We start from the raw sequence: 26,714 nt of genomic DNA, 5'->3' as shown, positions 1-26,714 counted from the left end.
CGCTCGTCGTGTCAGGGGTCGATGAGGAGGCGGGTGGCGGTGATCTCCAGGCGGGCCTGGATCTCCTCTGCGGTGGCGTTGCCGCGGAGCATCTCGATCATCTCCATGGTCCAGATGCCGGACAGCGCGCGGGACGCGAGGCGGCGGGGGTCGCCGGCGGGGATCTCCTCCGGCGGGCCGTACGCGGCGCGGAGCAGGAGTTCGCTCATGCGGTAGCCGAAGTCGGTCTTGACGTCCGACAGCAGCAGTGACCGGATCAGCGCCTCGGCCAGCTCCGGTTCGCGCATCAGGCCGCGGGTGGCGCGCATCAGCACGTCCACGGCCCGCTCCGGGGCGGCGCCGGCGCGGGGCGGGCGGCGCTCGATGCTGCTCTCGAGGAGGTCGATCTCCTCGCTGACGACGGCGACGACCAGGTCCATCTTGGACGGGAAGTAGCGGTAGAGGGTGCCGAGGGCGACCCCGGCGCGCTCGGAGACGGTGCGCATCTGCATCGCCTCGATGCCGCCGCGCGAGGCGAGCGCCGCGGCCGCCTGGACGATACGCTTGCGCCGCTGGTGCTGGCTGCGGGAGCGCACGCCCTGGCCGGCCGCCTGCCCCCGGGCCTCGTCCCCGGTCACTGTCGGCTCTGCGGTCACGGTCGTCATCCCTTCTGTGCGGGCCCGGACGCCCGACGTGTTCCCCCCAAGCGTACCGCTCATGCGAGAACGTGTTATCTGATCCGTTGATCGGGGTGGCTTCCGTGGTGCTCTCGGGGGTGGGGGGACGCACCAGTGGTCCAGGCCAATCGGGGCGGGAAGACGGATGATCAGAGCTCTGGACAGAGACTAGAATCTGTTCTAGTTTTTGCCGCGGGAGGTGGTGGCGTGAGCGTCGCGACACTGCTGGAGGCGAGGGCGGACGACGACCGCCCGGGGCTGCGCTCCGCCGACGACGGACGCGCCTGGACGTGGCGGCAGGTCGTCGCCGAGTGCGCGGCCCGCGCCGCCTGGATGGGCGGCCGGGCGGGCGCGGAGCGTCCCGTCCATGTCGGGGTGCTCCTCGACAACCTTCCCGAGCTGGTGTTCCTCCTCGGCGGGGCGGCGCTGTCGGGCGCGGTGGTGGTCGTGCTGAACCCGACGCGGAGCGCCGCCGAGCTGGCGGGCGACGCCGAGCGCACCGACTGCGATCTTGTGGTGGCCCAGCCGCGCCACGCCCAGCGGGCCGCCGCGCTCGGGCCTCCCGTGCTGGACATCGAGGCTTTCCATGAGCTGCTGGCGCCCTTCGAGGGTTCTCCGATTCCGGACATCTCCGGTATCAGCCCCGCCACCCTGCTGATGCTCATCTTCACGTCCGGGACGTCCGGACGGCCCCGCGCCGTCCGCGTCACCCACCGGAAGGTGGTCGTGCCGGGGGAGGTGCTCGCCGAGCGCATGCTGACCCCGGAGTCGGTCGTCTACTGCCCGATGCCGCTGTTCCACTCCGGCGCCGTCATGGCCGCGTACGCGCCCGCCCTGGTCGCCGGTGCCGAGCTGGTGCTGCGCGCCCGGTTCTCGGCGTCGTCGGTTCTGCCCGACGTGCGCGAGCACGGGTGCACCTACCTGCACTACGTCGGCAAGGCCCTGTCGTACGTGCTCGCCACGCCGGCGAAACAGGACGACGCCGACAACCCGGTGCGGTTCGCGTTCGGGAACGAGGCGGCTCCGCTGGAGCAGAAGACGTTCGGTGAGCGTTTCGGCTGTTTCGTCATCGACGGCTACGGCTCGACGGAGACCGCCATCTCGCTGGCGCCCGACCCGTTCGGCCCGCAGGGCGCGCTCGGCAGGCTGACCGAGGGCATCGCGATCCTCGACCCCGCGACCGGCCGGCCCTGCCCGCCCGCGCGGTTCGACGGTGCCGGACGCGTGGTGAACGGCGACGAGGCCATCGGCGAGCTCGTCAAGACCGGGGACCTCGGCCTGTTCGACGGCTACTACAAGGAGGACGCGCCCGATCGCCTGCGCGACGGCATGTTCTGGAGCGGCGACCTCGCCTACGCCGACGCCGACGGGTACGTCTTCTTCGCCGGGCGCAGCGCCGACCGGCTCCGCGTGGACGGCGAGAACTTCGGCGCCGTCCAGGTGGAACGTGTTCTGGCGGAGCTGCCCGGCGTCCGGCAGCTCGCCGTCTACGGGGTGCCGGACGCGGCGTCCGGCGACCAGGTGATGCTCGCCGTCGCCGCCGACGCCTTCGACCCCGAGGCGTTCGCCGCCTACCTGCGCGGGCGCGCCGACATGAGCCCCAAGTGGCCGCCCCGCTACGTCCGGGTGGCGCGGGAGCTGCCCGCGACGGCCTCCAACAAGATCCTCAAACGCCGGCTGGTGCGGGAGGGCTGGCGCACCGGAGATCCGGTGTGGTGGCGGCCCGGCCGCGACCTCGACTACCGCCCGATGACCGCGGACGACGCGGCGGGCCTGCGGGCCGAGTTCGAGCGGCGCGGCCGGCTGCACCTCCTGGAAGGGAGCGGATGAGTGGACTTCGACCTCGACGAGACCCAGCAAGAGATCAGGGGGCTCGCGGCGGACGTGCTCGCGCGCGAGTCGACGCGGGAGCGCCTTGAGGCGTTCGAGCGGAGCGGGGCGCCCTACGACGACGTGACGTGGAAGGCCCTCGCGCAGGCGGGGCTGCTCGGCGTCGTCCTGCCGGAGGACGCCGGCGGCGCCGGGCTCGGCCCGGTCGAGCTGGCGGTGATCCTCAAGGAGGTCGGCCTCCACGTCGCGCCCGTGCCCGTGTACGCGTCGCTCGCGCTCGCGGCCGCCCCGATCGCGGCGCACGGGACGGCGGAGCAGCGCGCCCTGCTGGCCCCGCTGACCGAGGGGGCGACGATCCTGACGGGCGCGTACCGCGAGGTCGGACCGGCCGGCGGCATCGCCGCGACGGCCCGCGAGGACGGCGCCGGATACGTCCTGGACGGCGTGAAGACGTTCGTCCCGTACGCGCGGGAGGCGTCCCGGATCCTGATCCCGGCGCGTGTCGAGGGCGCGGGCATCGGGGTCTTCCTCGTCGAGCCCTCCGCCGTGACGATCAGCGAGCAGCCGTCCGCGACGTCCGAACCGCTGTCGCGCGTGGCCCTCGCCGACGTCCGCGTCGGCCCGGACGCCCTTCTCGGCGGCTCGGCGGACGGCGCGGCCTGGGACACGCTGCGCCGCTCGGCCGTCGCGGGCGCGGTGGCCGTCGCGTCCGGTGTCATCGAAGGCGCTCTGGATCTGACGAAGGAGTACACGAAGACGCGCGAGCAGTTCGACCGTGCGCTCGCGCAGTTCCAGGCGGTCACGATGCAGATCGGGGACGTCTACATCGCCAAGCGCGCGCTGGACGTCGCCGTGTGGGCGGGAGTGTGGCGCCTCGCGCAAGGAGCGGACGACGCGGAGGAGGTCCTCACCGTGGCCGCCTGCAACGCGTGCGACCCCGTGGTGAAGGCGCTCTACACCTGCCAGCACCTGCACGGCGGCATCGGTCTGGACGTCACCTACCCGCTGCACCGCTACTTCGCCTGGGGCAAGCACTGCGCGCACCTGCTCGGTGGCGGGGAAGACCGTCTCGACGCGCTCGGCGCCCTGATCGCCCAGGAGGCCTGAATGTTCATCGACCTCACCGACGAGCAGAAGAAGCTCCGCGCCGAGCTGCGCGAGTACTTCGAGAACTGCCTGACGGCCGAGCAGCGCGCCGCGATCCTCGCCGACCCGTTCGGCCCGGCCTACCTGGAGCACTGCAAGCGGCTCGGACGGGACGGGATGCTCGGCGTCGCGCTGCCGAAGGAGTACGGCGGGCGGGGTTACGGCCCGGTCGAGCAGACGATCTTCGCCAACGAGATCGCGCGCGCCGAGGTCACCTACCCGCTCATCACGCTGAACTCGGTCGCGCCGACGATCCTGCAGTACGGGTCCGAGGCCCACAAGGAGTTCTTCATCCCGCGCATCCTGGCCGGCGAGTGCCACTTCGCGATCGGCTACAGCGAGCCGGGCGCGGGCACCGACCTCGCGGCCCTGCGCACCACCGCGGTCAGGGACGGCGACCACTACATCGTCAACGGCCAGAAGATCTTCACCTCCGGGGCGCACCACGCCGACTACGTGTGGCTCGCGGCGCGCACCGACCCGGCCGCCAAGAAGCACAAGGGCATCTCGATGCTCATCGTGGACTGCGAGGACCCGGGGTTCTCCTGGACGCCGATCATCACGATGGACGGCGCCCACCACACGAACTCGACGTACTTCCAGGACGTCCGCGTCCCCGCGGACATGCTCATCGGCGAGGAGAACAAGGGCTGGGACCTCATCGTCAACCAGCTCAACCACGAGCGGGTCACGCTGGGCCCGGCGGGCAACATCGGGCACACCTACATCCGCTTCGAGCGCTGGGCCCGCGCCACCCCCGGACGGGACGGGCGCCCGCTGATCGAGGAGCCCGCCGTCCGCCGCGCGGTGGCACAGGTGTACGCCTACCTGCGCGTCAACGAGATCCTCAACTGGCAGGTCGCCGCGAACCAGGACCTCGGCTGGCTCGGCGCCGCCGACGCGTCCGCCACCAAGATCTACTCCTCGGAGCGGATGCAGGAGATCGGCCGGATCGTCGGCACCGTCCTCGCCCGCTACGGCGATCCGGCCGACCCGGAGACGGCCGCGTTCATGACGGCGCTCGACCGGCTGGCCAAGGGCGCCCTGGTGCTGACCTTCGGCGGTGGCGTCAACGAGATCCAGCGCGAGCTGATCGCGATGATCGGCCTCGGCCTGCCCCGGGCGCCGCGCTGATGCCGCGCCCCGGAGTCAGCTGGGTGTGACGCGGCGATCACGGTACGGGCTGCACTCCACCGGAAGAAATGCGATCATCTACGCACTGACGCAATGAATCCGGGCGGTCACTCGCAGGAGGTGCAGCGTGTTCTGGCGGAGGAAGCGGGACCGGGAGCCGGACAAGGACGGCACCCTGCTGCTCAGCGGTGCTTGGACCGCCGACATCTGGGACCGCAAGCCCATCCGCGTCCCCGCGGTGGTGGACGTCGACTCCTTCCTCGACCAGAGCCCGATGCCGTCGCTCTGGCCGGACGACGCGGAGTTCAACGACTACGCGGGCGGGGACGACGAGAGCCTGCGCCGTATGTGGGTCATGGCGCTGCTGCACCACCCGGACCGCGACGCCGTCGTCCAGACCCTGCGCTCCCCGCACCTGGAGGACGTCGCGCTGCACGCGGTCACGGTCGCCGATCTGGTCATCGACTCGCCGGTGGCCGAGGAGGCCGCCGAGGCCGCGTGGCGCATGACCGACGACGGCGTGACCGCGGTGCTCAATGTCGTGCTGAACCGCGGGATCGTGTCCTCGGGCCACTCGCCGGCCCAGGCGAACCGCGCGATCGAGCTGCTGCGCGCGACCTGCCCCGAGGATCGGCTCGCCTTCTTCGAAGCGGAGGCCGTCGGCGAGGACGAGCGCACGGCCCGCCGTCTCGTGGACCTCGTGGCGGCCGCCCAGCGCGCGTACAAGGGGCTCGGCGAGGAGGACCGGGAGCGCTGGCACGACCTCCGCTATGTCGACGGCCTGCTGGACGGCGGCACGCCGCCGGAAGGGCTCGCCGAGCGTGTCGAGATCCGCGCCATCGGGCACCGCCTCAACGCCGAGGGCGGGTTCGCGCTGATGCGGTCGGTCGCCGCGCGGGCGGGCGAGCTGAGCGATCGCCGGATGGCCGAGCGGATGCTCAACATGTACTGGGACAGCATCGGCGAGTGGATGGCCTGACCGCCCCTCAGACCTTCCGGGCCCGCGCCTTCTTGGGCTCGGCGCCGTGGGCGAATCCGGTCGTCTCGCTCGCGTCGCGTCCGGGGCCCTGCTGGGCGCGCAGCCGGGGCAGGGCGCGGCGCAGGTCGTCCAGGAACAGGTCGGCGAGGTCGTGCCCGAACCCGTTGCGCACCACGACGCGCAGGACGGCGAGGTCGGTGCGGTTCTCGGGAAACGTGTAGGCGGGCACGAGCCATCCGCACTCGCGCAGCGCGGCGGACACGTCGTAGACCGTGCAGCCGGCGTCCTCCCGCACCCGGAACGCGAACACCGGGAGTTCGTCGCCGCCGGTGAGCGTCTCGAACGGCCCGAGCCGGCCGATCTCGGCGGCCAGCCGCGTCGCGACGTCCCGGCAGGTGCGCTGGACGCGGCGGTACCCGTCGAAGCCGAGCCGCAGGAACGCGTAGTACTGGGCGACGACCTGCGCGCCGGGACGGGAGAAGTTGAGCGCGAACGTCGGCATGTCCCCGCCGAGGTAGTTCACGCGGAAGACCAGGTCGGCGGGCAGCGCGTCCTCGTCCCGCCACAGCGCCCAGCCGACGCCCGGCATGACCAGCCCGTACTTGTGCCCCGAGGTGTTGATCGAGGCCACCCGCGGCAGCCGGAAGTCCCACACCAGGCCGGGGTCGAGGAACGGCGCGATCATCGCCCCGGACGCCCCGTCCACGTGGATCGGGACGTCCAGCCCGGTCCGCGCCTCCAGGTCGTCGAGCGCGGAGGCGATCTCGGCGACGGGCTCGTAGCTCCCGTCGAAGGTGGACCCGAGGACGGCGACCACGCCGATGGTGTTCTCGTCGCACAGCTCCACCGCCTCCCGCGCGCCGAGATGGAAGCGGTCGCCCTCCATCGGCACGTACCGGGGCTCGACCTCGAAGTAGTTCGCGAACTTCTCCCAGCAGACCTGCACGTTGACGCCCATGACGAGGTTCGGCCGGTCCGCGGGCTCGCCCGCGGCGCGCCGCCGCTCGCGCCAGCGCCGCTTGAGCGCCAGCCCGCCGAGCATCGCGGCCTCGCTGGACCCGGTCGTCGAGCAGCCCACCGCCCGGCGCGGGTCCGCGGCGTGCCACAGCCGGGCGAGCATGTGCACGCAGCGCATCTCCAGCTCGGCGGTGCGCGGGTACTCGTCCTTGTCGATCATGTTCTTGTCGGCGCACTCGGCCATCAGCCGGAGCGCCTCCGGCTCCGCCCAGGTGGACACGAACGTCGCGAGGTTCAGCCGCGCGTTGCCGTCCAGCATCAGCTCGTCGTGGACGATCTGGTAGGCGGTGCCGGGGTCGAGCTCCCCGGCGGGCAGCGCGTACCGGGGGATCGCCAGCGGCTCCCGGCTGAAGACCGGGTTGACCTCCAGGTCACGGCCGCCGGACCCGGCGTCGCGCGGATGCTGCAGAGCCATGTCGCCGCCCTCCCGCGTGCGGGGACGGGACGCCCCCGGATCCGCAGGGGGTACCCGCGGCGCACCGCGCCACACCGGGCGGACCGCCGCTGGTCAGCGCCGGGTCAGCCGGCCGGACGGGACGGTTCGTTCAGGCCGTTCTCCAGGATCGCGAAGGCCTGGTCGACCGTCTCGGAGAGCGTGGAGAACTTCCCGCCGAGGCGGGAAGCGACGTCGGCGGACGCCTGGAACGCGCAGGTCGTGGCGGCGGCGACGACGTGCGGGCGCAGGTCCTCGTCCGGGTCGAGGCCCATCCGCCGGCCGATGATCTCGACGAGCAGCGCCTGCTTGCGCTGCGCGTGCTCCAGGCTGCCCGCCATCAGCGACGGGCTGTCGCTCATCATCGTCAGCATGCACTCGAAGCGGCCGGGCTCGAAGCCCAGCTCGCCGGCCTCGCAGGCGCGGGCGATCTCCACCACGGTGTGCCGCAGCGCGGTCATGATCGGCTCGTCCGGGGGGCGCTCGGCCAGCGCCGCCATGACGGCGCGGGTCTGCTCCTCCTGGAAGGTGAGCGCGACGTCCTCTTTCGAGGCGAAGTAGCGGAAGAACGTGCGGGACGAGACGTCCACGGCGTCGGCGATCTCCTCGACGGTGGTCGCGTCGAACCCCTTCTCGGCGAAGAGGGTGAACGCGGCGTCGACGAGCGCCTCTCGGGTGCGCTGCTTCTTGCGTTCGCGCCTGCCCGGGGGCTGGGGACCGGGGCCGGTGGAGCCGGTCTCGGGGGCGGTCGCGGTCATGGGCGAAGTGTAACCAGCCTGCGGGCGCCCGCCAAGCGACAGAGCGCGACCAATGTCGTGATATGAATCATGTCTTGGCACGACTATCGGCATTTGACGACAAGTGTCATCTCATGACACTTTGGGGCTCTGCCTATCCGGAGGTCGAAGATGACTCACCCCACGGGCGCCGAGACCCTCGACGCCGTCAAGATCCCGCCGCGCGGCCAAGCGCGCGGACGCCCCGGCAGACCGGGGCACGGGCATCCCTGGCTCACGCTCATCGCCGTCGCGCTCGGCGTGATGATGGTCGGCCTGGACGCGACCGTCGTGTCCATCGCCAACCCCGCGATCGCCAAGGACCTCGGTGCGAGCCTGTCCGGCCTGCAGTGGGTCACCAACGCCTACCTGCTCGCGCTCGCCGTCACGCTGATCCCGGCCGGCAAGATCGCCGACCGCTTCGGGCGCAAGCGGACGTTCCTGGCCGGCGTGATCGGGTTCGCCGTGTCGTCGGTGCTGATCGGCCTCTCCGGCGGGCTCGGCATGGTGATCTTCTGGCGCGTCGTGCAGGGCTTCGCCGGCGCGCTCCTGCAGCCCGCCAGCCTCGCCCTCCTGCGCAACACGTTCCCGCCCGAGCGGCTCAACGCCGCGATCGGCATCTGGGGCTCCACGGTCGGCATCTCGATCGCGGGCGGCCCGATCGTCGCCGGGCTGCTCGTGGAGAACGTCAGCTGGGAGTCGGTCTTCTTCCTGAACGCGCCCCTCGGGCTGATCGCGCTGGCCGTGGGCCTGTGGGTGATCCGCGAGTCCAAGGACGAGGAGGCCGCCGGCTCGTTCGACCTGCCCGGCGTCGCCCTGCTCACCGGCGCGCTGTTCGCCCTCGTCTGGGGCCTCATCAAGGCCGGCGAGAACGGGTTCGACGACACCGTCCCGCTCGTGTCGTTCGCCGCGTCCGTGGTGCTGTTCGCCGGGTTCGTCTGGAACGAGCTGCGGGTCGAGCGTCCGCTGCTGCCGCTCGGGCTGTTCCGCTCGGTGTCGCTGTCGGCGGCGACCGGCCTCATCGTGCTCGGCTTCTTCGCGATGTTCGGGACGATCTTCTTCATCACCCTGTACCTGCAGCAGGTGCACGGCATGAGCCCGGTGGACGCCGGCGTCCGGATGCTGCCGATGACCGGCGTGTTCATCGTCGCGTCCCCGGTGGCGGGCGCGCTGACCTCCCGGTTCGGGCCGCGGGTCCCGCTGGCCCTCGGCATGGCCTTCACCGCGGCCGCGCTGTTCGGCCTGTCGCGCATCGGGGTGGACGCCCCCTACATCGAGCTGTGGCCGTGGTTCGTGCTGGTCGGCCTGGCGTTCGGGCTGGTCATCGTCGCCGGGACGGAGGCCATCGTCGGCAACGCGCCCGCGCACCTCGCGGGCGTCGCGGGCGGCCTCCAGCAGACCGCCGCGCAGGTCGGCGGCGTCCTCGGCACGTCGGTGCTGGGCGTGCTGCTGTCCACCAAGGTGGGGGACGTCCTCTTCGGGCGGCTGACCGACGCCGGGCTCCCCGGGGCCGCCGCGCGCCAGCTCGAAGGCCAGGGCGGGCTCGTCTCGCAGGGCGTCGCGCCGGTCCCGCCGGGCACCCCGCCCGAGGCGGCCGACGCCATCACGACCGGAAGCCACCTGGCGTTCATGGACGGCTTCCAGACGTCCCTGACCGTCGCCGGGGCCGTCGCGCTCGCCGCGATCCTCGCCGCGCTCCTGGTCCGGCGCGGGACGTCCCCGGTCGAGGGCGGCGCCGCCGTCTGACCTCCCCGGGCGTCCGCCTCGGAAGACGCCGACCTCATGGCGCGCGTGGCGCCGTCGCGGAAGCCGTCCGCGGCGGCGCTTCGCGCTTCGGCGCGCCGGCCCGGTCAGCCCTGGCCCGGCTGCGGCGCCGGGTTGGACGTGGGGCTCGGGCTCGGTGTCCCCGGGTCGCCGGGGGGCGGGTCGGTCGGGGTGCCGCTCGGCGGCGGCGTCGTCGGGTCGGCCGAGCCGTCGTCCGGCGGCGGGGTGGTCGGGTCCGAGGGCGAGTCCGGGGGCGTGGTCGGCGTCTCGTCCGGCGGCGTGGTCGGCGGCTGCGGCTTCGACGGCGTGGTGGACGCCGGCGGCCTCTCCCGCGCGGGCGGCGGGGACGTCGCGGGCGGCGCCGCGGCCGTGCCGCCGCCCGGCGCGCCGCCGGCCTCCTGCGGCGGGCTCTCGTACGCGCCCGCGACCGGGTTCTTCGGCCCGCTCTCCGGGGTTACGGATCCGGGCAGGCCGGGCAGCGGGCTCTGCGGGACGCCGTGGGTCTGCGTCGACGCCGGCTGCGTCTGCCCCTTGCTCGCGGTCGGGACCAGCGACGAGGCGCCGCCGCCCTTGGCCGCGGGCCAGGACACCAGCAGCCCGATGACGGCGGCGGCGGACGCGGCGACGCCCGCGGCGGCGCCGAAGCCCTTGGACACCCCGGCGGACAGCCCGCGCTTCGGGCGGTCCTCGGCCCGCGGGCCGATCACGACGAGCGGGCTCGGCGCGGAGACGCTCGGCAGCGGCCGGGTGGCCTCCGCCTCGCAGGCGGCGAGGACCTGCGCGCGCAGCCAGCGCGGCGCGCGGGACGGGGCCGTCCCGGCGAGCAGCCGCGGCAGCCTGCCCTTCTCGAACGCGGTGATGAGGTCGAGCCGCGGCTGCGCGGTGCCGCGCATCAGGATGTCGAGGACGGCCCGCTCCAGCCGCGTGCGGGCGGCGTTGAGCAGCTGCGCCACGGTGTCGGGCGCGACGCCGAGGACGCGGGCGATGTCGTGCGGTTCGAGCCACTCGCCCGCCCACAGCAGCAGGACCTCGCGGTGGTCGGAGCGCAGGGCGGCGGCGGCGCGCAGCAGCGGGTCGGAGCCGGCGAACAGCGGGCCGCCGCGGCCGTCGACCGTGGGCCCGCCGAGCTCGCCGGTGAACGCGCCGCGCTCGGCGCACGTCGTCCGGGCGAGCGAGTAGAGCCACAGCACGCTGTCGCCGCGCGGCGGCTGGTGCACGGCCGCGCTGAAGGTGTCGGCGATGGCCGCCGCCGCGTGCCGGTCTCCGACGAGCGACCAGCAGTACGCGTAGAGGCGGTCGGCGTGGGCGTCGTAGAGCGAGTCCAGGTCCCCGCGCATGTGACCTCCCGTTCCCCGTCCGGGTTCGCCAGCAGTCCGACAAATGGTGCATACCGCTGGCTGTCGGGACTCTAGCGCCTCAGATCAACCGGTGAGAAGTCTGGGATCGGACGTGACGTCGAATAGCACGGAAGGTAGCCGAGACAAGGGCGGACAGTGACGTTCACGGAGATTTAAGAAAGTTCACGAAAAGCGGCGGATATCTGATCCGGTTCAGCAGGGAAGGATTCGAACCCGTGATCGATTCACGTGAGGAGTCAACGGTGACCCGGCTGACGGTGGACGGCGTCTACCAGCACATTCGCGGTGTCTGCTTCAAGACGGGCCCACCCGGGACGGTCGGCGCCGAGACCGAGTGGTTCGTGGTCGATACCGCCGACCCCGCCGCGTACGTGCCGCGCGAGCGGGTGCGCACGCTCGTGGACGAGGCCGGGCCGCCGTCCGGCGGAAGCAGGATCACCTACGAGCCGGGCGGGCAGCTCGAACTCAGCTCCGCCCCGTTCGGCACGCTGGGCGCCCTGCACGCCGCGCTCGGCGGCGACATCGCCCACGTCCAGGACGCCCTCGCACCGGCCGGGCTCGCGCTCGCCGGGCACGGCGTCGACCCCGTCCGGCGGCCCCGGTTCCAGGCCGACCATCCCCGCTACGCCTGCATGCGCGACTACTTCCGCGCGGGGGGCTTTCGCGACGCGGGCCTGGCGATGATGTGCTCGACCGCGTCGGTCCAGGTGAACCTGGACATCGGCGCCGACGCCCGGGACGCGGCCCGCCGCTGGCGGCTCGTGCACGCGCTCGGGCCGGTGCTCGTCGCCGCGTTCGCCAACTCGCCGCTGCGGGCCGGCCGCCGCACCGGGATGCGCTCGTCCCGGCAGGCCATCTGGACCGAGCTGGACCCGTGCCGCACCCTGCCCGTCCTGCGGGACGGGGCGGACGGCGACCCGGCCGAGGCGTGGACGCGGTACGCGCTCGACGCCCAGGTCATGCTCGTCCACACCGCCGAGGGCGAGTGGGTGTCGGACCCCGGGATGTCGTTCCTGGAGTGGCTCGACAAGGGCGAGCCCGGCGAGGACGACCTGACCTACCACCTGTCCACGCTGTTCCCGCCCGTCCGCCCGCGCGGCTGGCTGGAGCTGCGCATGATCGACGCGCTGCCCGGCCCGTACTGGCCGGTCCCCGTAGCGGTCGCCACCGCCCTGCTGGAGGACCCGGCCGCGTCGCGCGCCGCCGAGGCCGCCGCCGAACCGGTGGCGCACCTGTGGGCGGAGGCGGCCCGGTGCGGGCTGTCCGACGCGTCGCTGGCCGCCGCCGCGGCGGCGTGCTTCGCGGCGGCGCTGGAGGCGCTGCCGCGGCTCGGCGCGCCCGGCCTCGTCCCGCTGGTCGAGGAGTACGCCCACCGGTACGTCGAGCGGGGACGCTGCCCCGCCGACGACCGCCCGTCTCTCTCCTTGGAGGATCCGACATGAGCTCGCCGACCGCCGACGAGGCGGCCTTGAAAGAACTGATCGCGGGCGAGCTCGGCGCCGTCCGGGATCGCAGCTTCGGCCTCACCACCGACGTCCTCGCCGAGGACGACCTCACCGCGCAGGTGTCGCCGCTGATGTCGCCGCTCGTGTGGGACCTCGCGCACGTCGGCAACTACGAAGAGCTGTGGCTGCTCCGCGCGGCCACCGGCCAGGAGGCGATGCGCCCGGAGATCGACGACCTGTACGACGCGTTCGAGCATCCGCGCTCGGAACGGCCGACCCTGCCGCTCCTGCCGCCGGAGGAGGCCCGCGCCTACATCGGGACGGTCCGCTCCAAGGTGCTCGACTCCCTGTCGTCCGTGCGGTTCGACACGGCGAACCCGCTGACGTCGGGCGGGTTCGTGTACGGGATGGTCGTCCAGCACGAGCACATGCACGACGAGACCATGCTTGCCACGCACCAGCTCCGCAAGGGCGCCCCCGCCCTGCTCGACCCCGTCGCGGAACCTTTGCAGACGCCGGGCGAGGGCACCGGAGCGCAGGAGGTGCTGATCGACGCGGGCCCGTTCCAGATGGGCACCTCGGACGAACCGTGGGCGTACGACAACGAGCGTCCGGTGCACATCGTCGATCTGCCCGCGTACTACATCGACGTCGAGCCGGTGACCAACGCGGCCTACATCGCGTTCATCGAGGCAGGCGGATACGACGAGCCGCGCTGGTGGGACCCCGCCGGATGGGAGTGGCGCAACCGCAGCGGCAAGCGCGCCCCCGCCTTCTGGGACCGCGAAGGGGGGCAGTGGGTGCGGCGCCGGTTCGGACGGACGGAACCCGTCCCGCCCGGCGAGCCCGTCCAGCACGTGTGCTGGTACGAGGCGGACGCCTACGCGCGGTGGGCCGGGAAGAGGCTCCCGACCGAGGCCGAGTGGGAGAAGGCCGCCCGCTGGGACCCCGCCACGGAGCGGTCACGCCGCTACCCGTGGGGCGACGTGTTCGAGGAGGGGCGCGCCAACCTCGGGCAGAAGGCGCTGCGACCGTCGGAGACCGGCTCCTACGCGTCGGGTGCTTCCGCGTACGGGGTGAGGCGTCTCCTAGGGGACGTGTGGGAGTGGACGTCGTCGGACTTCCACGGCTATCCCGGCTTCCGTTCGTTCCCTTACAAGGAGTACTCGGAAGTCTTCTTTGGGCCCGACTACAAGGTGCTGAGGGGCGGCTCCTGGGCGACGCACCCCCTCGCCATACGCGGATCGTTCCGCAACTGGGACTACCCCATCCGGCGGCAGATCTTCTCCGGCTTCAGGTGTGCCCGCACTCCTGGGGAGGCGCGCTAGATGTGCCGCCATCTGGGCTACCTCGGGCCTGAACGGACGCTGCACTCGCTCGTCTACGAGGGGAAGTACTCGCTGGAGACCCAGGCGTACGCACCGCGCATGACCCAGGGGAACCTCCTCAACGCCGACGGGTACGGCGTCGGCTGGTACCAGGACGAGGCGGCTCCGGTGCGGTTCCGCCGCGCCCAGCCGATCTGGACGGACCAGTCGTTCCGCGAGGTCGCCGGAGCCGTCCGGGCGTCCTGCGCGGTCGCGGCGATCAGGTCGGCGACGGTCGGGTTCCCGGTGGACGAGTCGTGCGCCCAGCCGTTCCGCGCCGGGCCGTGGCTGTTCAGCCACAACGGGAGGATCGAGGGCTACGACGGTGTCGAGGCGAAGCTCCGGGACCTGGCCGGGGACGTCGCCGGCGTGCCCGACGCCCGCGCCCCGGTCGACTCGGCGCCGCTGTTCGCGCTCGCCGTCCGGCACTGGCGGGAGGGGCTCCCGCTCGGCGACGGCCTCGCCGCCTCCGTCGCCGCGGTCACCGCGCTCGCCCCCGGCCGCTACAACCTGCTCGCCTCCGACGGGACGTCCCTGGCCGCCACGACCTGGGGCGACTCCCTGTTCGTGCGCGAGGACGGGGACGCGATCCAGATCGCGTCCGAGCCGCTCGACGACGGCCCGGGCTGGCGCCCCGTCCCCGACCGCACGCTCGTCACCGCAGGGCTCGCCGCCGGCGTGCGCCTGGACCCGCTGTGAAGGAGAACCACGTGGACCGGTTCCTGACCGCCGACGACCTCGCCAAGACGCTCCGCCAGGACGTCCGGGACGGGCTCACCGGCACGCCCAAGACCCTGCCGCCCAAGTGGTTCTACGACGAGCGCGGCAGCGCGCTCTTCGAGGAGATCACGAAGCTGGAGGAGTACTACCCGACCCGGCGGGAGCGGGAGATCCTCGTCGCCCGGGCGCCCGACATCGCCGCGGTCACCGGCGCCCGGACGCTGCTGGAGCTCGGCGCCGGGTCGGGGGAGAAGACCCGGCTCCTCCTCGGCGCCCTGGCCGGCACGCTCCGCGCCTACGTGCCGGTGGACGTGAGCGGCGACTTCCTGGAGGAGGCCGCCGCGGGGATCGCCGCCGACCACCCGGACCTGACCGTCCGGACGGTCGTCGCCGACTACGAGCAGCACCTGCACCTGCTGCCCGGCGGGGACCGCCGCCTCATCGCCTTCCTCGGCGGGACCATCGGCAACATGCCGGCCGCCGAGCGGATCGGGTTCCTCGGCGGGCTGCGCGCCACCATGGCCGGCGGCGACTTCCTGCTGCTCGGCGCCGACCTCGTCAAGGACCCGGGACGGCTCGTCCGCGCCTACGACGACGCGGCCGGCGTCACCGCCGAGTTCAACCGCAACGTCCTGTACGTCATCAACCGGGAGCTCGGCGCCGACTTCGACCCGGAGGCGTTCGAGCATGTCGCGGTCTGGGACGCGGCCGAGGAGTGGATCGAGATGCGGCTGCGGTCCGTCCGCGACCAGGACGTCCGCGTCGGCGGCCTCGACCTGGAGGTGTCGTTCGCGGCGGGGGAGGAGATGCGCACCGAGATCTCCGCCAAGTTCCGGCGGGAGCGGATGGCGGCCGAGCTCGGCGCCGCGGGCATGGAGCTCGCCCGGTTCTGGACCGACGAGGCCGGCGACTTCTCCCTCACCCTCGCGCGGCCCGCGTCCGGCTGAGGTCGCCCGTCCGGCCGAGTCGGCGCGTCCGGCCGAGGGTCAGCCCTTGCGGACGGGGTGCGCGAGGCCCATCCGCTTGAGGTCCGCCGCCAGGCGGGTCGCCACGTACAGGTGGCCCGCCGGCGTCGGATGGGTGCGGTCCTTCTTGATGAGCCGCGGCGCGTTGCCCTGCCCGGTCACCAGGTCGCCGGTGATCCACTGCTCGCCGATCGGGTCGACGAACGGGACGCCGACCTGCCCGGCCAGGTTCTTCAGCGCGTCCCGGACCGCGACCGCGCCCGGCACCGGCGTGCCCGTCCCCCAGAGCGGGCCCATCAGCACGATGTGCGTGCCGGGCCAGCGCTGCCTCGCGCGCTGGAGCAGCAGGTGCGCCGCCGCGGCGACCTGCGGCGCCGGGGTCCGCCAGTCGTTGTGGCCGCCGGACACGATCAGCATGTCGGGCGCCGGACGCCAGCCGAGCTGGCTCTCGAACTGGCCGAGGAACGCGTACGGCGTGCGGCCCCGGACGACGAAGCCGGTGCCGGACCTCCCGCCCACCACGACCTGCCAGCCGAGCAGCCGCGCCGTCGCGGACGCGTACGTCGACTCCGGCTCGACGCCCCGGTCCCCGACCGTGTAGCTGTCGCCGAGGAACATCACCACCGAGGGGGCCTTGCGGGACGCGCCGTCCTTCTTCGGCCCGTCCGCCGCCGCCCGCTCGTGCACCGACTCCGCGAGCAGCGAGCAGCCCGCGAGCGCGGAGACCGCCACCAGGCTCAGGCACAGCACCAGGGTCGCCGCGCCGCGTCGGGTGCGGCGAGATGTCATGGAGAACCACCAAATATTCGGGAGACCATCCGCATCTTACTGACCCTCCGCCGCCGCCGTGGGCGATGTGCGATCGCGGCCTGGACGACATCCGCCGTTCACTTCGCGGCCCGGGACGGGCCACCCGGCGGCGAGAGGGTTCCGCGGTGACCCGACGGGAACGGCTGCGCGAACTCGATCTGCTGCGCTTCTTGGCGGCGCTGGCGGTGGTGCTCTATCACTTCACGGGATTCGGCGGCGCCGGCGCGTGGCCGGCCCCCGCACGGGAGGTGTTCCCCGAGATCGCCCCGGTCACACGGTTCGGCTACCTCGGCGTCGACCTGTTCTTCATGATCAGCGGGTTCGTGATCCTGATGAGCGCGTGGGGGCGCGGCCCAGGGGAGTTCGGCGTGTCCCGGCTGGTCCGGCTGATGCCCGCGTACTGGGTGAGCGTTCTGCTCGGCGGCGCCGTGTACGCGGTGTTCCGGCTGGGGCACGGCGTACCGGGGCTGGTCGTCCCGAACCTGACCATGCTGCAGGGCGGGCTCGGCCTGAAGAACGTCGACGCCGTCTACTGGACGCTCTGGGTCGAGCTGCACTTCTACGTCCTCGCCGCCGTCCTCGCCGCCATCGGCATCACCTACCGCTCCTGCCTGGTCTTCATGGCGGCCTGGCTGCTCGGCGGGATCTTCGCCGACGAGGCCGGCAGCGATCTGCTCCAGGTGATGCTGATCCCGACCTGGAGCTGCTACTTCATCGCGGGCATGGCGCTCTACATGATCCACCGGTTCGGGCCGACGCTGCTGCTCTGGGGCTACGTGGCCGTGTGCTACCTGATCGCGTTGCACTGGGGCGCCTGGCGCGCCGAGCACGTCTTCCGCGGCGCGAACGAGATGGCGGCCGGCGCCGTCATCACGGCGATCTTCGCGGTGATGATCCTCGTCGCGACCGGCCGGCTGCACCGGCTGCGCTGGCGGGGCCTCACCGTGCTGGGGGCGCTCACGTACCCGCTGTATCTGGTCCACTCGCAGTTCGCGCTTCCGCTGCTGGACGCGGTCTACCCGGAACTCGGCAGGTGGGCCGCGCTCGCGGTGACCGTCGGGGTCTCGCTGCTGGCCGCCTACGCGGTGCATCGCCTGGTCGAGCGTCCCGGCGCGGCGTGGATGCGCGCGCGCCTCAAGGCGTCGCTGGAGCCGATGCGCCCGCCCGCGCAAGCGTCTACCTTGGTCGGCCATGGCGATCGGGGTGGACGGGGCGATCGGGGTGGACGGGGCGGTCCTGGTGTCGACGGCGCTGAGCCTCGCGCTCGCACCCCGGTTGACGCGGGACACCACTGACCCTCCGCCCGGCTCCACCCGTGGCTGGGCTCGCCCAGAGGTCTTCCTTGGCCTGGTAGTGCTGCTGGTCTATGTGAACCAGGTGCTGTTCAACGTGTACGTGCTGCGCGTGCACGGCGGGGACGCCTCGTTCATCGCCAGATACCTGCCGGAGGGCTGGTTCGCGCTTGAGGACGGCCCTGCCATGCGCGGCCTGGCAGACCACTTTCCGCTGCCGGAGTTGCTGGCGCCGTCCGTACTGCGGGTGCAGGCGTTCCTTGAACTGCCCCTCGTCCTGCTGGCTTATTGCACGGTGCTGCGGTGGCTGGATCGGGGGCTCTACCGGCGCCTGGCCGGCTCGTGGCTGGTGTGGGCGGCGTCGATCTCGTACACCTCCGTCTTCTGCACGGTCGAGTGGGATCTGCACAACCCCTACACGGTGGACGACATCGTCATTCGGGTGTGCTCCGCCATAGCGACCCCACTGCTTCTTCAGTGGCTGGCCAGGCAGGAGGGCGCCGATTCCAGAACCCTGTCGTTCGCGCAGATGCTGCTCTTCGCGGTCTCCGTCGGGGCCTTGGGGCACCTGGTGCTGACCGTGTACGACACGGCCTTGCTCTACAACCTCGGCCATACGAGCGGACGCCTGCCGGGTGCGGCGAGCGCCTTGTGCGTTCTTGTGGGAGCGCGCTGGGCGTCGTCCAGGGTGAGCGCTAGCGAGTGCGGTGCGGCCCTGTCGTCCGTTGTCTTCGGGGTGCGCTGGGCGCTGCTGCTCTTCTTCGTCCCGGCGCTCGCCGTCCGGTACGGCGTGAACTTCGGCACCCCGCTCATCGCCGCGGCGGCCGGACTGGTCATCGCACTGGTCGCCGCGGTGTGCGCTCTCCGGGACGCGCTCGCCGGTGAAGCGAGGACCCGCATCGCGCTCTGGGCCGTCCAAGCCCTCGTCGCCGTTTTCGCCGGAGCGGCCACCGGCTACGCGGCCGTGCGCCTGGTGACCGACACCTACTACGAGGCGGGTCTCCTGCGAGGCGCCGCCACAAGCTTCGCCGTCGTCATCGCCGTGGCGGCCGTCACCGACCGGTGGTGCGCTCGCACGGCTCCGGCCGCCGCCCCGGTGACCGCTCCCCGCTCTCGGGGCGGTGTGACACATCCGAAGTGAGGGGCGCTGAGTGGGTATGGGCGTCCGGCCGATGTGAGCGGGCTTCGGCCGGGCGTGCTTCCCCCGGCGGGCCCATCTCCCCCGGTCGGGCCCGCCGGGGGCTCCACTCTCAGGCCGGGTCCGCCGGTGGCTGCAGCTCGTCGGTGTAGCTGACCGGCATCCGGCGCATCACGCCCGACGCGTCGATGGAGTACTGGCCGAGCCGGACGAGCGGCGGCGAGTAGGCGTGGATCGAGACGCTGGTGTCGTCCACCCCGGTGAGCCGGTGGATGTGCTCGGGGCCGAAGCAGAACGACCGCCCCTCATTGACGACGGTCCGCACGGGCTCGCCGCCGATGCGCGGGTTGTCCTCCTCGATGGCCCCGGCGACGACGCGGACGGCCCCGGACGAGACGTCGTGGTCGTGCCAGCCGGTGTCGTTCTGAGGCGTCCAGCACAGCAGCCAGACGTCCACGTGCTCGTCCCGGTACAGGGAGGCGTAGTGGCGCCGCCCCTCCGGGAACGCGACGTGCTGCCGCCACAGGCCGGGCTGCTCGGCCAGGGCGTCCACCAGCTCGCGCAACTCCCGCTTGTCGAGGGGGCGGCCGGGCAGGCTCTCGAAGCCGGTGGCGCGGGGCAGGACCTCGGAAGACACGGGTTCGCTCCTCTCCGAAACGGTCGTCGGTCGCGGTCCGCTTCGCTCGTGAATCCCCTGCGACATCGCCGGCAGGGGTACTGAACCGCATCAGTTAACCGTTTCAGTGAACCGGTTCAGCGATCATTAGTCAAGTACGGGTCCCCTGGTTCGTCGGTGGCGACCTCTAGGGTTGGAGGGATGTCGGAGAAGCGCAAGCGCGCGACCATCCGCGAAGTGGCGCAGGCGACCGGGCTGTCGCCCGCGGCGGTGTCGTACGCGCTGCGCGGCATCCAGACCTCGGAGGAGACGCAGGAGCGCGTCCGCGCGGCGGCCGAGGAGCTCGGGTACGAGGCCCATCCGATCGCCCGCGCCCTCGCCAGCGGCCGCACCGACCAGGTCGGGCTGCTGTGCGGCTCCCTGGAGGACTACTGGCAGCAGTCCCTCGCGGTCGGCATCGGCCGGGCGCTGCTCGCGCGCGACCGGTACGCCCTGATCGTGGACGCCGGCGGCGATCCCGAGCGGGAGCTGGCCCTCGCCCGGCGGCTGCGCGACCAGCGGGTGGACGGGCTCATCGTCCAGCCGCTCGACCCGTCCGCCGCGCTGTGGACCGAGCTCGCCGGGACGATCCCCGTGGTGTCCATCGGCGACGCCCTGCACGGCGGCCAGTCGCAGGGCGAGGTCGTGTTCGACAACCGGCGCGGCGTCACGCTCGCGCTGGAGCACCTGCGCGACCTCGGCCACCGCCGCGTCACCGTCTTCACGCCGACCCGTGCCAGCACCCCCGACCGTCCCGCCGACGTGCACGTCAACGCGGAGGCCGAGCGGCTCGGCCTGCGGGTCGACGTGGTCGTGGTGCCGCAGTCGCTCGGCGAGGCCACCGAGGTCGCCCTGGGCGTGCTCGGCGGATCCGACCGCCCCTCGGCCGTGTTCTGCTTCGCCGACTCGATCGCCTACGGCGTCTACGCCGCCACCCGCGAGCTCGGCCTGGCCGTCCCCGGCGACGTCGCCGTCTGCGGGTACGACAACCACCCGATGTCGGAGCTGCTCACCCCGCCGCTGACCAGCGTCGACTGGGACATGGACGGCATCGTGCACTCCGCCGTCCGGCTCGTCGTCGACGTCATCGACGGCAAGCCCCGCAAGCGCCGCGTCGTCCGCGAGCCGTCCCTGCGCGTGCGCGCGTCCACCGGCGAGCCCGAGCCGGCGGGCTGAGGGTCAGGGATGGAGCCGGGCCAGGTGGGGGAGCAGGTCCGCGGCGGCGGCGATGTCGGCGTCCAGCGGCCGGTCCTCGATGCGCGGGTCGAGGACCGACTCCGCGAGGTCGGCCGCCGACCGGAGCGGCCCGCCGGACGGCGCGCGCCCCTGCATCCGCAGCGCCCGGACGGCGGCGACCAGCTCGCAGCCCAGCCCGAGCCGGTAGGCGGCGACGGCGTCGGTCGTCGCGCGGGCCGACTGGGTGGAGAAGCCCGCGTGCTCCTCGACGCCGCGCGACAGCACCGCGCTGCCGAGCGCCGCCGGGGTCGCGAGGCGCCGGACGTCGGCGAGGCACGAGTGCGCCACGTACTCCAGGATCATGATCCCGGAGGACGCCTCGGTCTCCCCCTGGAACGGGTAGAGGCCGGTGAACGACGGCTCGGCGAGCGTCCCGAGGCGGGCGGCGGCGAGCGCCATCGTCTGGAACAGGGCGGCGCGGGCCGCGTCGAGGGCGAGGCCGGCGTAGGCGGTGTGGAAGTTGCCGTTGTGCCAGACCGTCCTGCCGGGGACGTCGACGAGGGGGTTCTCGGCGGCGGCGTTGATCTCGCGGGTGACGACCTCCTCGGCGTATCCCGCCGCCTCCAGCGCCGGCCCGTGCACCTGCGGGAACGCCCGGTACCCGTAGGGGTCCTGGATGCGCATCGGGGCCGGCCGGTCGAAGGCGAGCAGCGCCCGCATCGCCGCCGCGGCCTCCTGCTGGCCCGGGTGCGGGCACGCGTCCTGCACCGGCTGCGCGTACGGCTCCTCCGAGCCCCGGACGGCGAAGTGCGACAGCGCCGCGACGACCGTGGACGCGCGGAGCGCCTCCCGCAGGTCGGCGACCGCGAGCGCCGACTCCCCGAGCGTGGCCGCGTTGGAGCTGATGAACGCCAGCGCGTCGGCGGAGCGGAGCCGGTAGCCGGGGCCGCGCTCCTGGACGCCGTCCGGCCCGGCCAGCCACGACCGCTCGCCGAGCAGGCACAGCGCCGTGGAGGCCAGCGCCGTCAGGTCGCCGGTGCCGATCGCCCCGTACACCGGGACCGGGGGCAGCAGGCCCAGGTTGAGGACGTCCGCGAGGGCGCGCAGCACGCCCGGTTCCACCCCCGAGCCGCCCGCCGCGATCTGGTTCAGCCGGACGGTGAGCATCGCCCGGACGATCTCCGGCGCGACCAGCGGCCCGGCGCCCGCCGCGTGGCTGCGCAGGAGCCGCAGGCCGTGCGCGTCGGCGTCCTCCCACTCCACGTCGACGACGCGGTTGGCGCCGACACCGGTCGTCCGCCCGTACACCGGCTGCGACGCCGCGACCTCGCGGGCGACCCGCCACGCGGCGCGGGCCCGCTCGACGCCCTCGGGCGCGGTGAGGACCGTCACGTCCTCGCGGGCCGCGCGCACGACCAGCGCGCAGGTGAGATTCGTCCCATCGATAACGATTCGGCTGTTCTCCACGCCGCAACGCTACTTTCCCGGGTTTCCCGGTAGTTATGCTCCAGATCGGAAGTTTCCGGACATGCCGGGATGCTGAAATGACGGTACCCACTGGTTACGGTTGGGGAGAAGGCCGAATCGATCACCGGCGTCGCGGGCGCCCGACGAGGACGTGAATCGTTGATCACCTTTGAGGGCGTCACCAAGCGCTACCCGGGCGGCACCGTCGCGCTCGACGACGTCAGCCTCGAATGCCCCACCGGGCGCATCACCGTGTTCGTCGGCACGTCCGGCGGCGGCAAGACCACGGCGCTGCGGACCATCAACCGGATGGTGGAGCCCACGTCCGGGCGCGTGCTCATCGACGGGCGGGACGTGCGGGAGCGCAAGCCCGCGGAGCTGCGGCGCGGCATCGGCTACGTCATCCAGCACGCCGGGCTGTTCCCGCACCGCACCATCATCGACAACATCGCGACCGTCCCCTACCTGCTGTCCTGGAACAAGAAGGAGGCGCGGGACCGGGCGGCGGAGCTCATGAAGCGGGTCGGGCTCGACCCGTCCATGGGCAAGCGGTACCCGTTCCAGCTGTCCGGCGGCCAGCAGCAGCGCGTCGGCGTCGCCCGCGCGCTCGCGGCCGACCCGCCGATCATGCTGATGGACGAGCCGTTCAGCGCCGTCGACCCCGTCGTCCGCGCGGAGCTGCAGGACGAGTTCCTGCGCCTCCAGGACGAGCTGCACAAGACGATCGTGTTCGTCACCCACGACATCGACGAGGCCATCAAGCTCGGCGACCGGATCGCGGTGTTCCAGACCGGCGGCAGGCTCGTGCAGCTGGACAGCCCCGAGAACATCCTCGCCCACCCCGCCGACGACTTCGTCGCCGGCTTCATCGGCCAGAACCGCGGGATCCGAACCCTGTCCTTCGCGGGCACGGACGGGCTCCGGCTGAGCGACCACGCGATCCGCCCGGCGAGCGCCGGCGCGGCGGAGGCCGCCGGACTGGAGTGGGTGCTGGTCGTCGACGACGAGCGCAGGCCCCTCGGCTGGGTCCGCCCGGCGGAGGCCGCCGGGCCGCTCGGGGAGGCGCCGCTCAGCCCGGTCGGCCCCACCTTCCAGGTCGGCGCCGACTCGGTGCGGGTCGCGCTGGACGCGGCCGTCCTGTCCCCGTCCGGGCTGGCGGTCGGCGTCGACGCCACCGGCGCGGTGGCCGGCACCGCCGCGGGCACCGACCTGCTCGCCGTCCCCACCCACGGCGCCCGGACCGCGAACGGAGCCGCCGGGGACGACGCGGTTGCCGAGGACGACGCGGTTGCCGAGGACGACGACGGCGCGGAGGCGCCGTCGTTGTCGAAGGACCGCGGCTGATGGACATCGACTGGGGCTGGATCGGCGAGCACACCGACACCCTCACCGAGCACGCCCTCATCCACCTGCGGCTCGCGCTGCTGCCGGTCGTCTTCGGGCTGCTCATCTCGCTGCCGCTCGGCGTGCTGTGCCGCCGCTGGGGCTGGCTCTACCCGCCGACGCTGACGATCTCGAACGTGCTGTACGCGATCCCGTCGCTCGCGCTGTTCATGCTCTTCATCGACTACACCGGCCTCACCGCGGCCACGGTCATGATCCCGCTGACCCTCTACAGCCTGTCGGTGCTGGTGCCGAACGTGGTGGACGGCCTCGCGTCGGTGTCCGAGCCCGTCCGGCAGGCGGCCACCGCGATGGGCTTCGGGCCGCTGCGGCGCCTACTGCGGGTCGAGCTGCCGATCGCCGTGCCGATCGTCATCGCCGGGACGCGCGTCGCCGCCGTCTCGTCCATCAGCCTCGTGGCCGTCGGCCAGCTGATCGGCCAGGGCGGGCTCGGCGCCGACATCATCCGCGGCTACCAGCTCCAGTTCCAGACGCAGATCGTCGCCGCGACGGTCCTGATCATCCTGCTGGCCCTGGTCACGGACGCGATCCTGGTCGCCGTCCAGCGCCTGCTCACCCCCTGGGCCAGGGCGAGGAAGACCTCATGAACGACGTGTGGCACCAGATCGACCTGTTCTGGACGTGGCTGACCGCGTCGTCGCAGTGGCACGGCGGCGACGGCATCCCGCACCGACTGCTCCAGCACGTCTACTACAGCGGCGTGTCGCTGCTCTGCGCCGCCGTCATCGGGCTGGCGGTCGGCCTGCTCATCGGCCACACCGGCCGCGGCGGCTTCCTGGCGATCACGCTCGCGAACTTCGCCCGCGCGATCCCCACCTTCGGGCTCATCCTGTTCGTCGTCGTGATCGAGTACAGCATCACGCCGGTGCTGGTCGCGCTCGTGGCGCTGGCCGTCCCGCCGATCCTGGTCAACACGTTCGAGGGCGTCCGGGGCGTCGACGCCGACGCCAAGGACGCGGCCCGCGGCATGGGCATGACCGGCTGGGGCGTGCTGGGGCGGGTCGAGCTGCCGATGGCGCTGCCGCTGATCCTGCTCGGGCTCCGCACGTCGGCGATCCAGGTCGTCGCCACCGCCACCATCGCCGCCTACCCCGGGTTCGGCGGCCTCGGCCGCTACATCATCGACGGCCTGGCCCGCAACGACTACCAGCTCGTCGTCGGCGGCACGGTCCTGGTGGTGCTGCTCGCGGTCATCGTCCAGCTGGCCTTCGCGGCGCTGCGCCGCGTCGTCGTCTCGCCGGGCCTGCTCGGTTCCCCCCGTTCCTCCTGATCTAAGGAATAGAACAATGAAGAAACTCATCCGTGGCGCGGTCGTCGGCCTGGTGGCCGCACTGACGCTGTCCGCCTGCGGCGGCGGGGACTCCGGCGACGACGAGAACCCGCTCGCCGGGGGCGGCGGGAACGGCACCGTCACCGTCGGCGGCGCCAACTTCCCCGAGAGCAACCTGCTCGCCGAGCTGTACGCGCAGGCCCTGGAGGCCAAGGGCGTCAAGGTCACCCGCAAGTTCAACATCGGCGCCCGCGAGATCTACTACGACCAGGTCGTCAAGGGCGGCATCAGCGTGATGCCCGAGTACAACGGCGCCCTGCTGACCACGTCGGTCGACGAGAACAGCACCGCCGCCACCACCGACGCGATCAACACGGAGCTGAAGGCGAAGCTGCCGCCCTCCGTCGAGATCCTGAACTCGGCGCAGGCCGAGGACAAGGACTCGGTCACCGTCAACCCGCAGACGGCCGCGAAGTACAACCTGAAGTCCATCGCGGACCTGAAGCCGGTCGCGAAGGACCTCACCATCGCCGGCCCGTCCGAGTTCAAGACGCGGCAGCAGGGCCTCGTCGGCCTGAAGAAGGTCTACGGCCTCGAGTTCAAGAAGTTCCAGCCGTTCGACGCCGGCGCCCAGGCGACCCTGGTGAAGCTCCTCACCGAGAACAAGATCCAGGCCGCCGACCTGTTCACCACCGACCCGACGATCCAGGAGAACAAGCTGGTCGTCCTCGAAGACCCGGAGAACGTCTTCAGCGCCCAGAACGTCACGCCGCTCATCAACAAGTCCGCGGTGAACGAGGAGGCGAAGGCGGCTCTGAACGCCGTCTCCGCCAAGCTCACCACCCAGGACCTCCTCGACATGATGAAGCGGGTCGCCATCGACAAGGACGACCAGGAGAAGGTCGCCGAGGATTGGCTCAAGAAGGCCGGCCTCGTCTGACGCGCATGCTCGGGAAAGCCCGCCGCACGCCCGTGCGGCGGGCTTTCGCATGCTCGCCGCTCCGGCGTTGATCCGTAGGCGAGGCGGGCAGGGACACGGATGGCGGATCCGCACGGCACAGGGAGAGGGCATGTCACCGGACGAGTGGACGCTGGGCAAGGGCTTCGGCGGCACGCTGGGGGAGATCCGATGGGAGCGCCTGGGCGATCCGGACGCCGAGCCCGTCGTCCTGGTGCACGGCACGCCGTTCTCCTCGTTCATCTGGCGTGACGTCGCCCGCGCGCTGGCGGCCGCCCGCTCGGTGTACGTCTTCGACATGCCCGGCTACGGCGCCTCGTCCATGGCCGACGGGCAGGATCTCTCCCTGGACGCCCTGGCCGGTGCCTTCGCCGAACTCCTGGAGCACTGGGGACTGGCGCGTCCGGACGTCGTCGCGCACGACTCCGGCGGTGCGGTCGCGCTCGGCGCGCACGTGGACCGCGGCGTCGCCTACCGGCGGCTGGCCCTCGTCGACGCGGTGTCGCTGCCGCCGTGGGGGAGCGGGTTCTTCGCCGTGGTCGGCGAGCATGCCGGCGTGTTCCGGTCGCTGCCGGGGCCGCTGCACCGGGCCCTGCTCCGCGAGTACGTCGCCACGGCCAGCTCGCCCGGCCTGCACCCGGACGTGCTGGACGCCCTGACGGCCCCGTGGCTGGGCGCGGACGGTCAGGACGCCTTCTACCGGCAGCTCGTCCAGCGCCGCGACGACCCGTCCTACATCGACCGCATCCGGGCCGGCTACGCCGCCATCGACCTGCCGGTCCTGGTGTGCTGGGGCGCCGACGACGGGTGGGTCCCCGCCGACCGCGGCCGGGAACTCGCCGCCCTCATCCCCGGCGCGGGCCTGCGCGTCATCGGGGAGGCCGGGCACCTGCTGCCCGAGGACCGCCCGGCCCAGCTGACCGCGGCCCTGCTCGGCTTCCTGGCCTCGTGACG

At 72.8% G+C, this 26,714-nt stretch carries 24 protein-coding genes; 17 read left to right on the top strand and 7 right to left on the bottom strand.

The annotated features are described in order from the left end of the window. Positions 1–11: 11 nt before the first annotated feature. The gene (locus tag BM339_RS22350) at positions 12–635 is read right to left on the bottom strand and encodes a TetR family transcriptional regulator (RefSeq protein WP_024935877.1); all 624 of its coding nucleotides are present in this window, start codon (positions 633–635) and stop codon (positions 12–14) included. Between the two features lie 228 nt (positions 636–863). On the opposite strand from BM339_RS22350, the gene BM339_RS22345 reads away from it, so the two are divergent. The 4 genes from BM339_RS22345 to BM339_RS22330 all read left to right on the top strand — a co-directional run bounded on the left by BM339_RS22345 (position 864) and on the right by BM339_RS22330 (position 5,745). Continuing rightward, positions 864–2,486, top strand: coding sequence for an AMP-binding protein (locus BM339_RS22345; RefSeq protein WP_075022111.1), 1,623 nt, complete (start codon positions 864–866; stop codon positions 2,484–2,486). Further along, positions 2,487–3,593, top strand: coding sequence for an acyl-CoA dehydrogenase family protein (locus BM339_RS22340; protein ID WP_075022110.1), 1,107 nt, complete (start codon positions 2,487–2,489; stop codon positions 3,591–3,593). Then, a complete protein-coding gene (locus BM339_RS22335; protein WP_075022109.1) occupies positions 3,594–4,766 on the top strand; it encodes an acyl-CoA dehydrogenase family protein in 1,173 nt (390 codons plus the stop codon). It begins immediately after the preceding gene. 127 nt (positions 4,767–4,893) lie between these two features. Further along, positions 4,894–5,745 (top strand): hypothetical protein, encoded by an 852-nt coding sequence (locus BM339_RS22330; RefSeq protein ID WP_075022108.1) that lies wholly within the window; start codon positions 4,894–4,896, stop codon positions 5,743–5,745. Positions 5,746–5,752: 7 nt separating this feature from the next. Here BM339_RS22330 and gad read toward each other — a convergent pair whose 3' ends face one another. Together gad and BM339_RS22320 are read right to left on the bottom strand one after the other, a co-directional pair. After that, complete coding sequence (gene gad / locus BM339_RS22325; protein WP_075022107.1) at positions 5,753–7,177, bottom strand: glutamate decarboxylase; 1,425 nt, start codon at positions 7,175–7,177, stop codon at positions 5,753–5,755. A 104-nt stretch (positions 7,178–7,281) separates the two neighbouring features. Continuing rightward, entirely contained in the window at positions 7,282–7,953 is a 672-nt protein-coding gene (locus tag BM339_RS22320; RefSeq protein WP_021594231.1) for a TetR family transcriptional regulator, read from the bottom strand. 150 nt (positions 7,954–8,103) lie between these two features. Here BM339_RS22320 and BM339_RS22315 point away from each other — a divergent pair, with 150 nt between their 5' ends. After that, complete coding sequence (locus tag BM339_RS22315) at positions 8,104–9,717, top strand: MFS transporter (protein WP_024935878.1); 1,614 nt, start codon at positions 8,104–8,106, stop codon at positions 9,715–9,717. Between the two features lie 104 nt (positions 9,718–9,821). Here BM339_RS22315 and BM339_RS22310 read toward each other — a convergent pair whose 3' ends face one another. Beyond that, positions 9,822–11,072: an RNA polymerase sigma factor gene (locus BM339_RS22310; protein ID WP_075022106.1), complete on the bottom strand. Its 1,251-nt coding sequence runs from the start codon at positions 11,070–11,072 to the stop codon at positions 9,822–9,824. A gap of 263 nt (positions 11,073–11,335) precedes the next feature. Here BM339_RS22310 and egtA point away from each other — a divergent pair, with 263 nt between their 5' ends. From egtA to egtD, 4 genes are read left to right on the top strand one after another with little or no spacing between them, the layout of a single operon-like run. Beyond that, a complete protein-coding gene (egtA, locus tag BM339_RS22305; RefSeq protein WP_075022105.1) occupies positions 11,336–12,535 on the top strand; it encodes an ergothioneine biosynthesis glutamate--cysteine ligase EgtA in 1,200 nt (399 codons plus the stop codon). Beyond that, entirely contained in the window at positions 12,532–13,866 is a 1,335-nt protein-coding gene (gene egtB, locus BM339_RS22300; protein WP_075022104.1) for an ergothioneine biosynthesis protein EgtB, read from the top strand. Before egtA ends, egtB begins: the two co-directional genes overlap by 4 nt. Further along, positions 13,867–14,604, top strand: coding sequence for an ergothioneine biosynthesis protein EgtC (gene egtC, locus BM339_RS22295; RefSeq protein WP_075022103.1), 738 nt, complete (start codon positions 13,867–13,869; stop codon positions 14,602–14,604). It begins immediately after the preceding gene. A gap of 11 nt (positions 14,605–14,615) precedes the next feature. Next, positions 14,616–15,572, top strand: coding sequence for an L-histidine N(alpha)-methyltransferase (gene egtD, locus BM339_RS22290; RefSeq protein WP_021598049.1), 957 nt, complete (start codon positions 14,616–14,618; stop codon positions 15,570–15,572). A gap of 39 nt (positions 15,573–15,611) precedes the next feature. Here egtD and BM339_RS22285 read toward each other — a convergent pair whose 3' ends face one another. Then, positions 15,612–16,379, bottom strand: coding sequence for an SGNH/GDSL hydrolase family protein (locus BM339_RS22285; RefSeq protein WP_021598050.1), 768 nt, complete (start codon positions 16,377–16,379; stop codon positions 15,612–15,614). Between the two features lie 146 nt (positions 16,380–16,525). On the opposite strand from BM339_RS22285, the gene BM339_RS22280 reads away from it, so the two are divergent. Together BM339_RS22280 and BM339_RS22275 are read left to right on the top strand one after the other, a co-directional pair. Continuing rightward, a complete protein-coding gene (locus tag BM339_RS22280) occupies positions 16,526–17,695 on the top strand; it encodes an acyltransferase family protein (RefSeq protein WP_075022102.1) in 1,170 nt (389 codons plus the stop codon). Then, positions 17,592–18,833: a hypothetical protein gene (locus BM339_RS22275; RefSeq protein WP_143118558.1), complete on the top strand. Its 1,242-nt coding sequence runs from the start codon at positions 17,592–17,594 to the stop codon at positions 18,831–18,833. The genes BM339_RS22280 and BM339_RS22275 overlap by 104 nt, the downstream gene beginning before the upstream one ends. Positions 18,834–18,942: 109 nt before the next feature. Here the strand turns inward: BM339_RS22275 and BM339_RS22270 are convergent, their stop codons facing one another. Then, positions 18,943–19,467: a cysteine dioxygenase gene (locus BM339_RS22270; RefSeq protein WP_021598055.1), complete on the bottom strand. Its 525-nt coding sequence runs from the start codon at positions 19,465–19,467 to the stop codon at positions 18,943–18,945. A gap of 180 nt (positions 19,468–19,647) precedes the next feature. Here BM339_RS22270 and BM339_RS22265 point away from each other — a divergent pair, with 180 nt between their 5' ends. Continuing rightward, positions 19,648–20,661, top strand: a complete 1,014-nt coding sequence (locus BM339_RS22265) for a LacI family DNA-binding transcriptional regulator (RefSeq protein ID WP_021598057.1) — start codon at positions 19,648–19,650, stop codon at positions 20,659–20,661. A 3-nt stretch (positions 20,662–20,664) separates the two neighbouring features. On the opposite strand, the gene BM339_RS22260 is transcribed toward BM339_RS22265, so the two are convergent. Then, complete coding sequence (locus BM339_RS22260; RefSeq protein WP_024935882.1) at positions 20,665–22,128, bottom strand: aromatic amino acid ammonia-lyase; 1,464 nt, start codon at positions 22,126–22,128, stop codon at positions 20,665–20,667. 159 nt (positions 22,129–22,287) lie between these two features. Between BM339_RS22260 and BM339_RS22255 the strand changes: the two genes are divergently transcribed. From BM339_RS22255 to BM339_RS22235, 5 genes are all read left to right on the top strand, one after another. Then, entirely contained in the window at positions 22,288–23,472 is a 1,185-nt protein-coding gene (locus BM339_RS22255) for an ABC transporter ATP-binding protein (RefSeq protein WP_075022100.1), read from the top strand. Next, positions 23,472–24,119: an ABC transporter permease gene (locus BM339_RS22250; RefSeq protein WP_021598017.1), complete on the top strand. Its 648-nt coding sequence runs from the start codon at positions 23,472–23,474 to the stop codon at positions 24,117–24,119. Before BM339_RS22255 ends, BM339_RS22250 begins: the two co-directional genes overlap by 1 nt. Beyond that, the gene (locus tag BM339_RS22245) at positions 24,116–24,802 is read left to right on the top strand and encodes an ABC transporter permease (protein WP_021598018.1); all 687 of its coding nucleotides are present in this window, start codon (positions 24,116–24,118) and stop codon (positions 24,800–24,802) included. The genes BM339_RS22250 and BM339_RS22245 overlap by 4 nt, the downstream gene beginning before the upstream one ends. A 16-nt stretch (positions 24,803–24,818) precedes the next feature. Next, the gene (locus tag BM339_RS22240) at positions 24,819–25,742 is read left to right on the top strand and encodes an ABC transporter substrate-binding protein (RefSeq protein ID WP_021598019.1); all 924 of its coding nucleotides are present in this window, start codon (positions 24,819–24,821) and stop codon (positions 25,740–25,742) included. Between the two features lie 130 nt (positions 25,743–25,872). After that, entirely contained in the window at positions 25,873–26,712 is an 840-nt protein-coding gene (locus tag BM339_RS22235) for an alpha/beta fold hydrolase (RefSeq protein WP_075022099.1), read from the top strand. Positions 26,713–26,714: the final 2 nt, after the last annotated feature.

This window comes from Actinomadura madurae (assembly GCF_900115095.1).
Lineage (GTDB): Bacteria > Actinomycetota > Actinomycetes > Streptosporangiales > Streptosporangiaceae > Spirillospora > Spirillospora madurae.
This window is presented reverse-complemented; position numbering and strand designations above follow the sequence as displayed.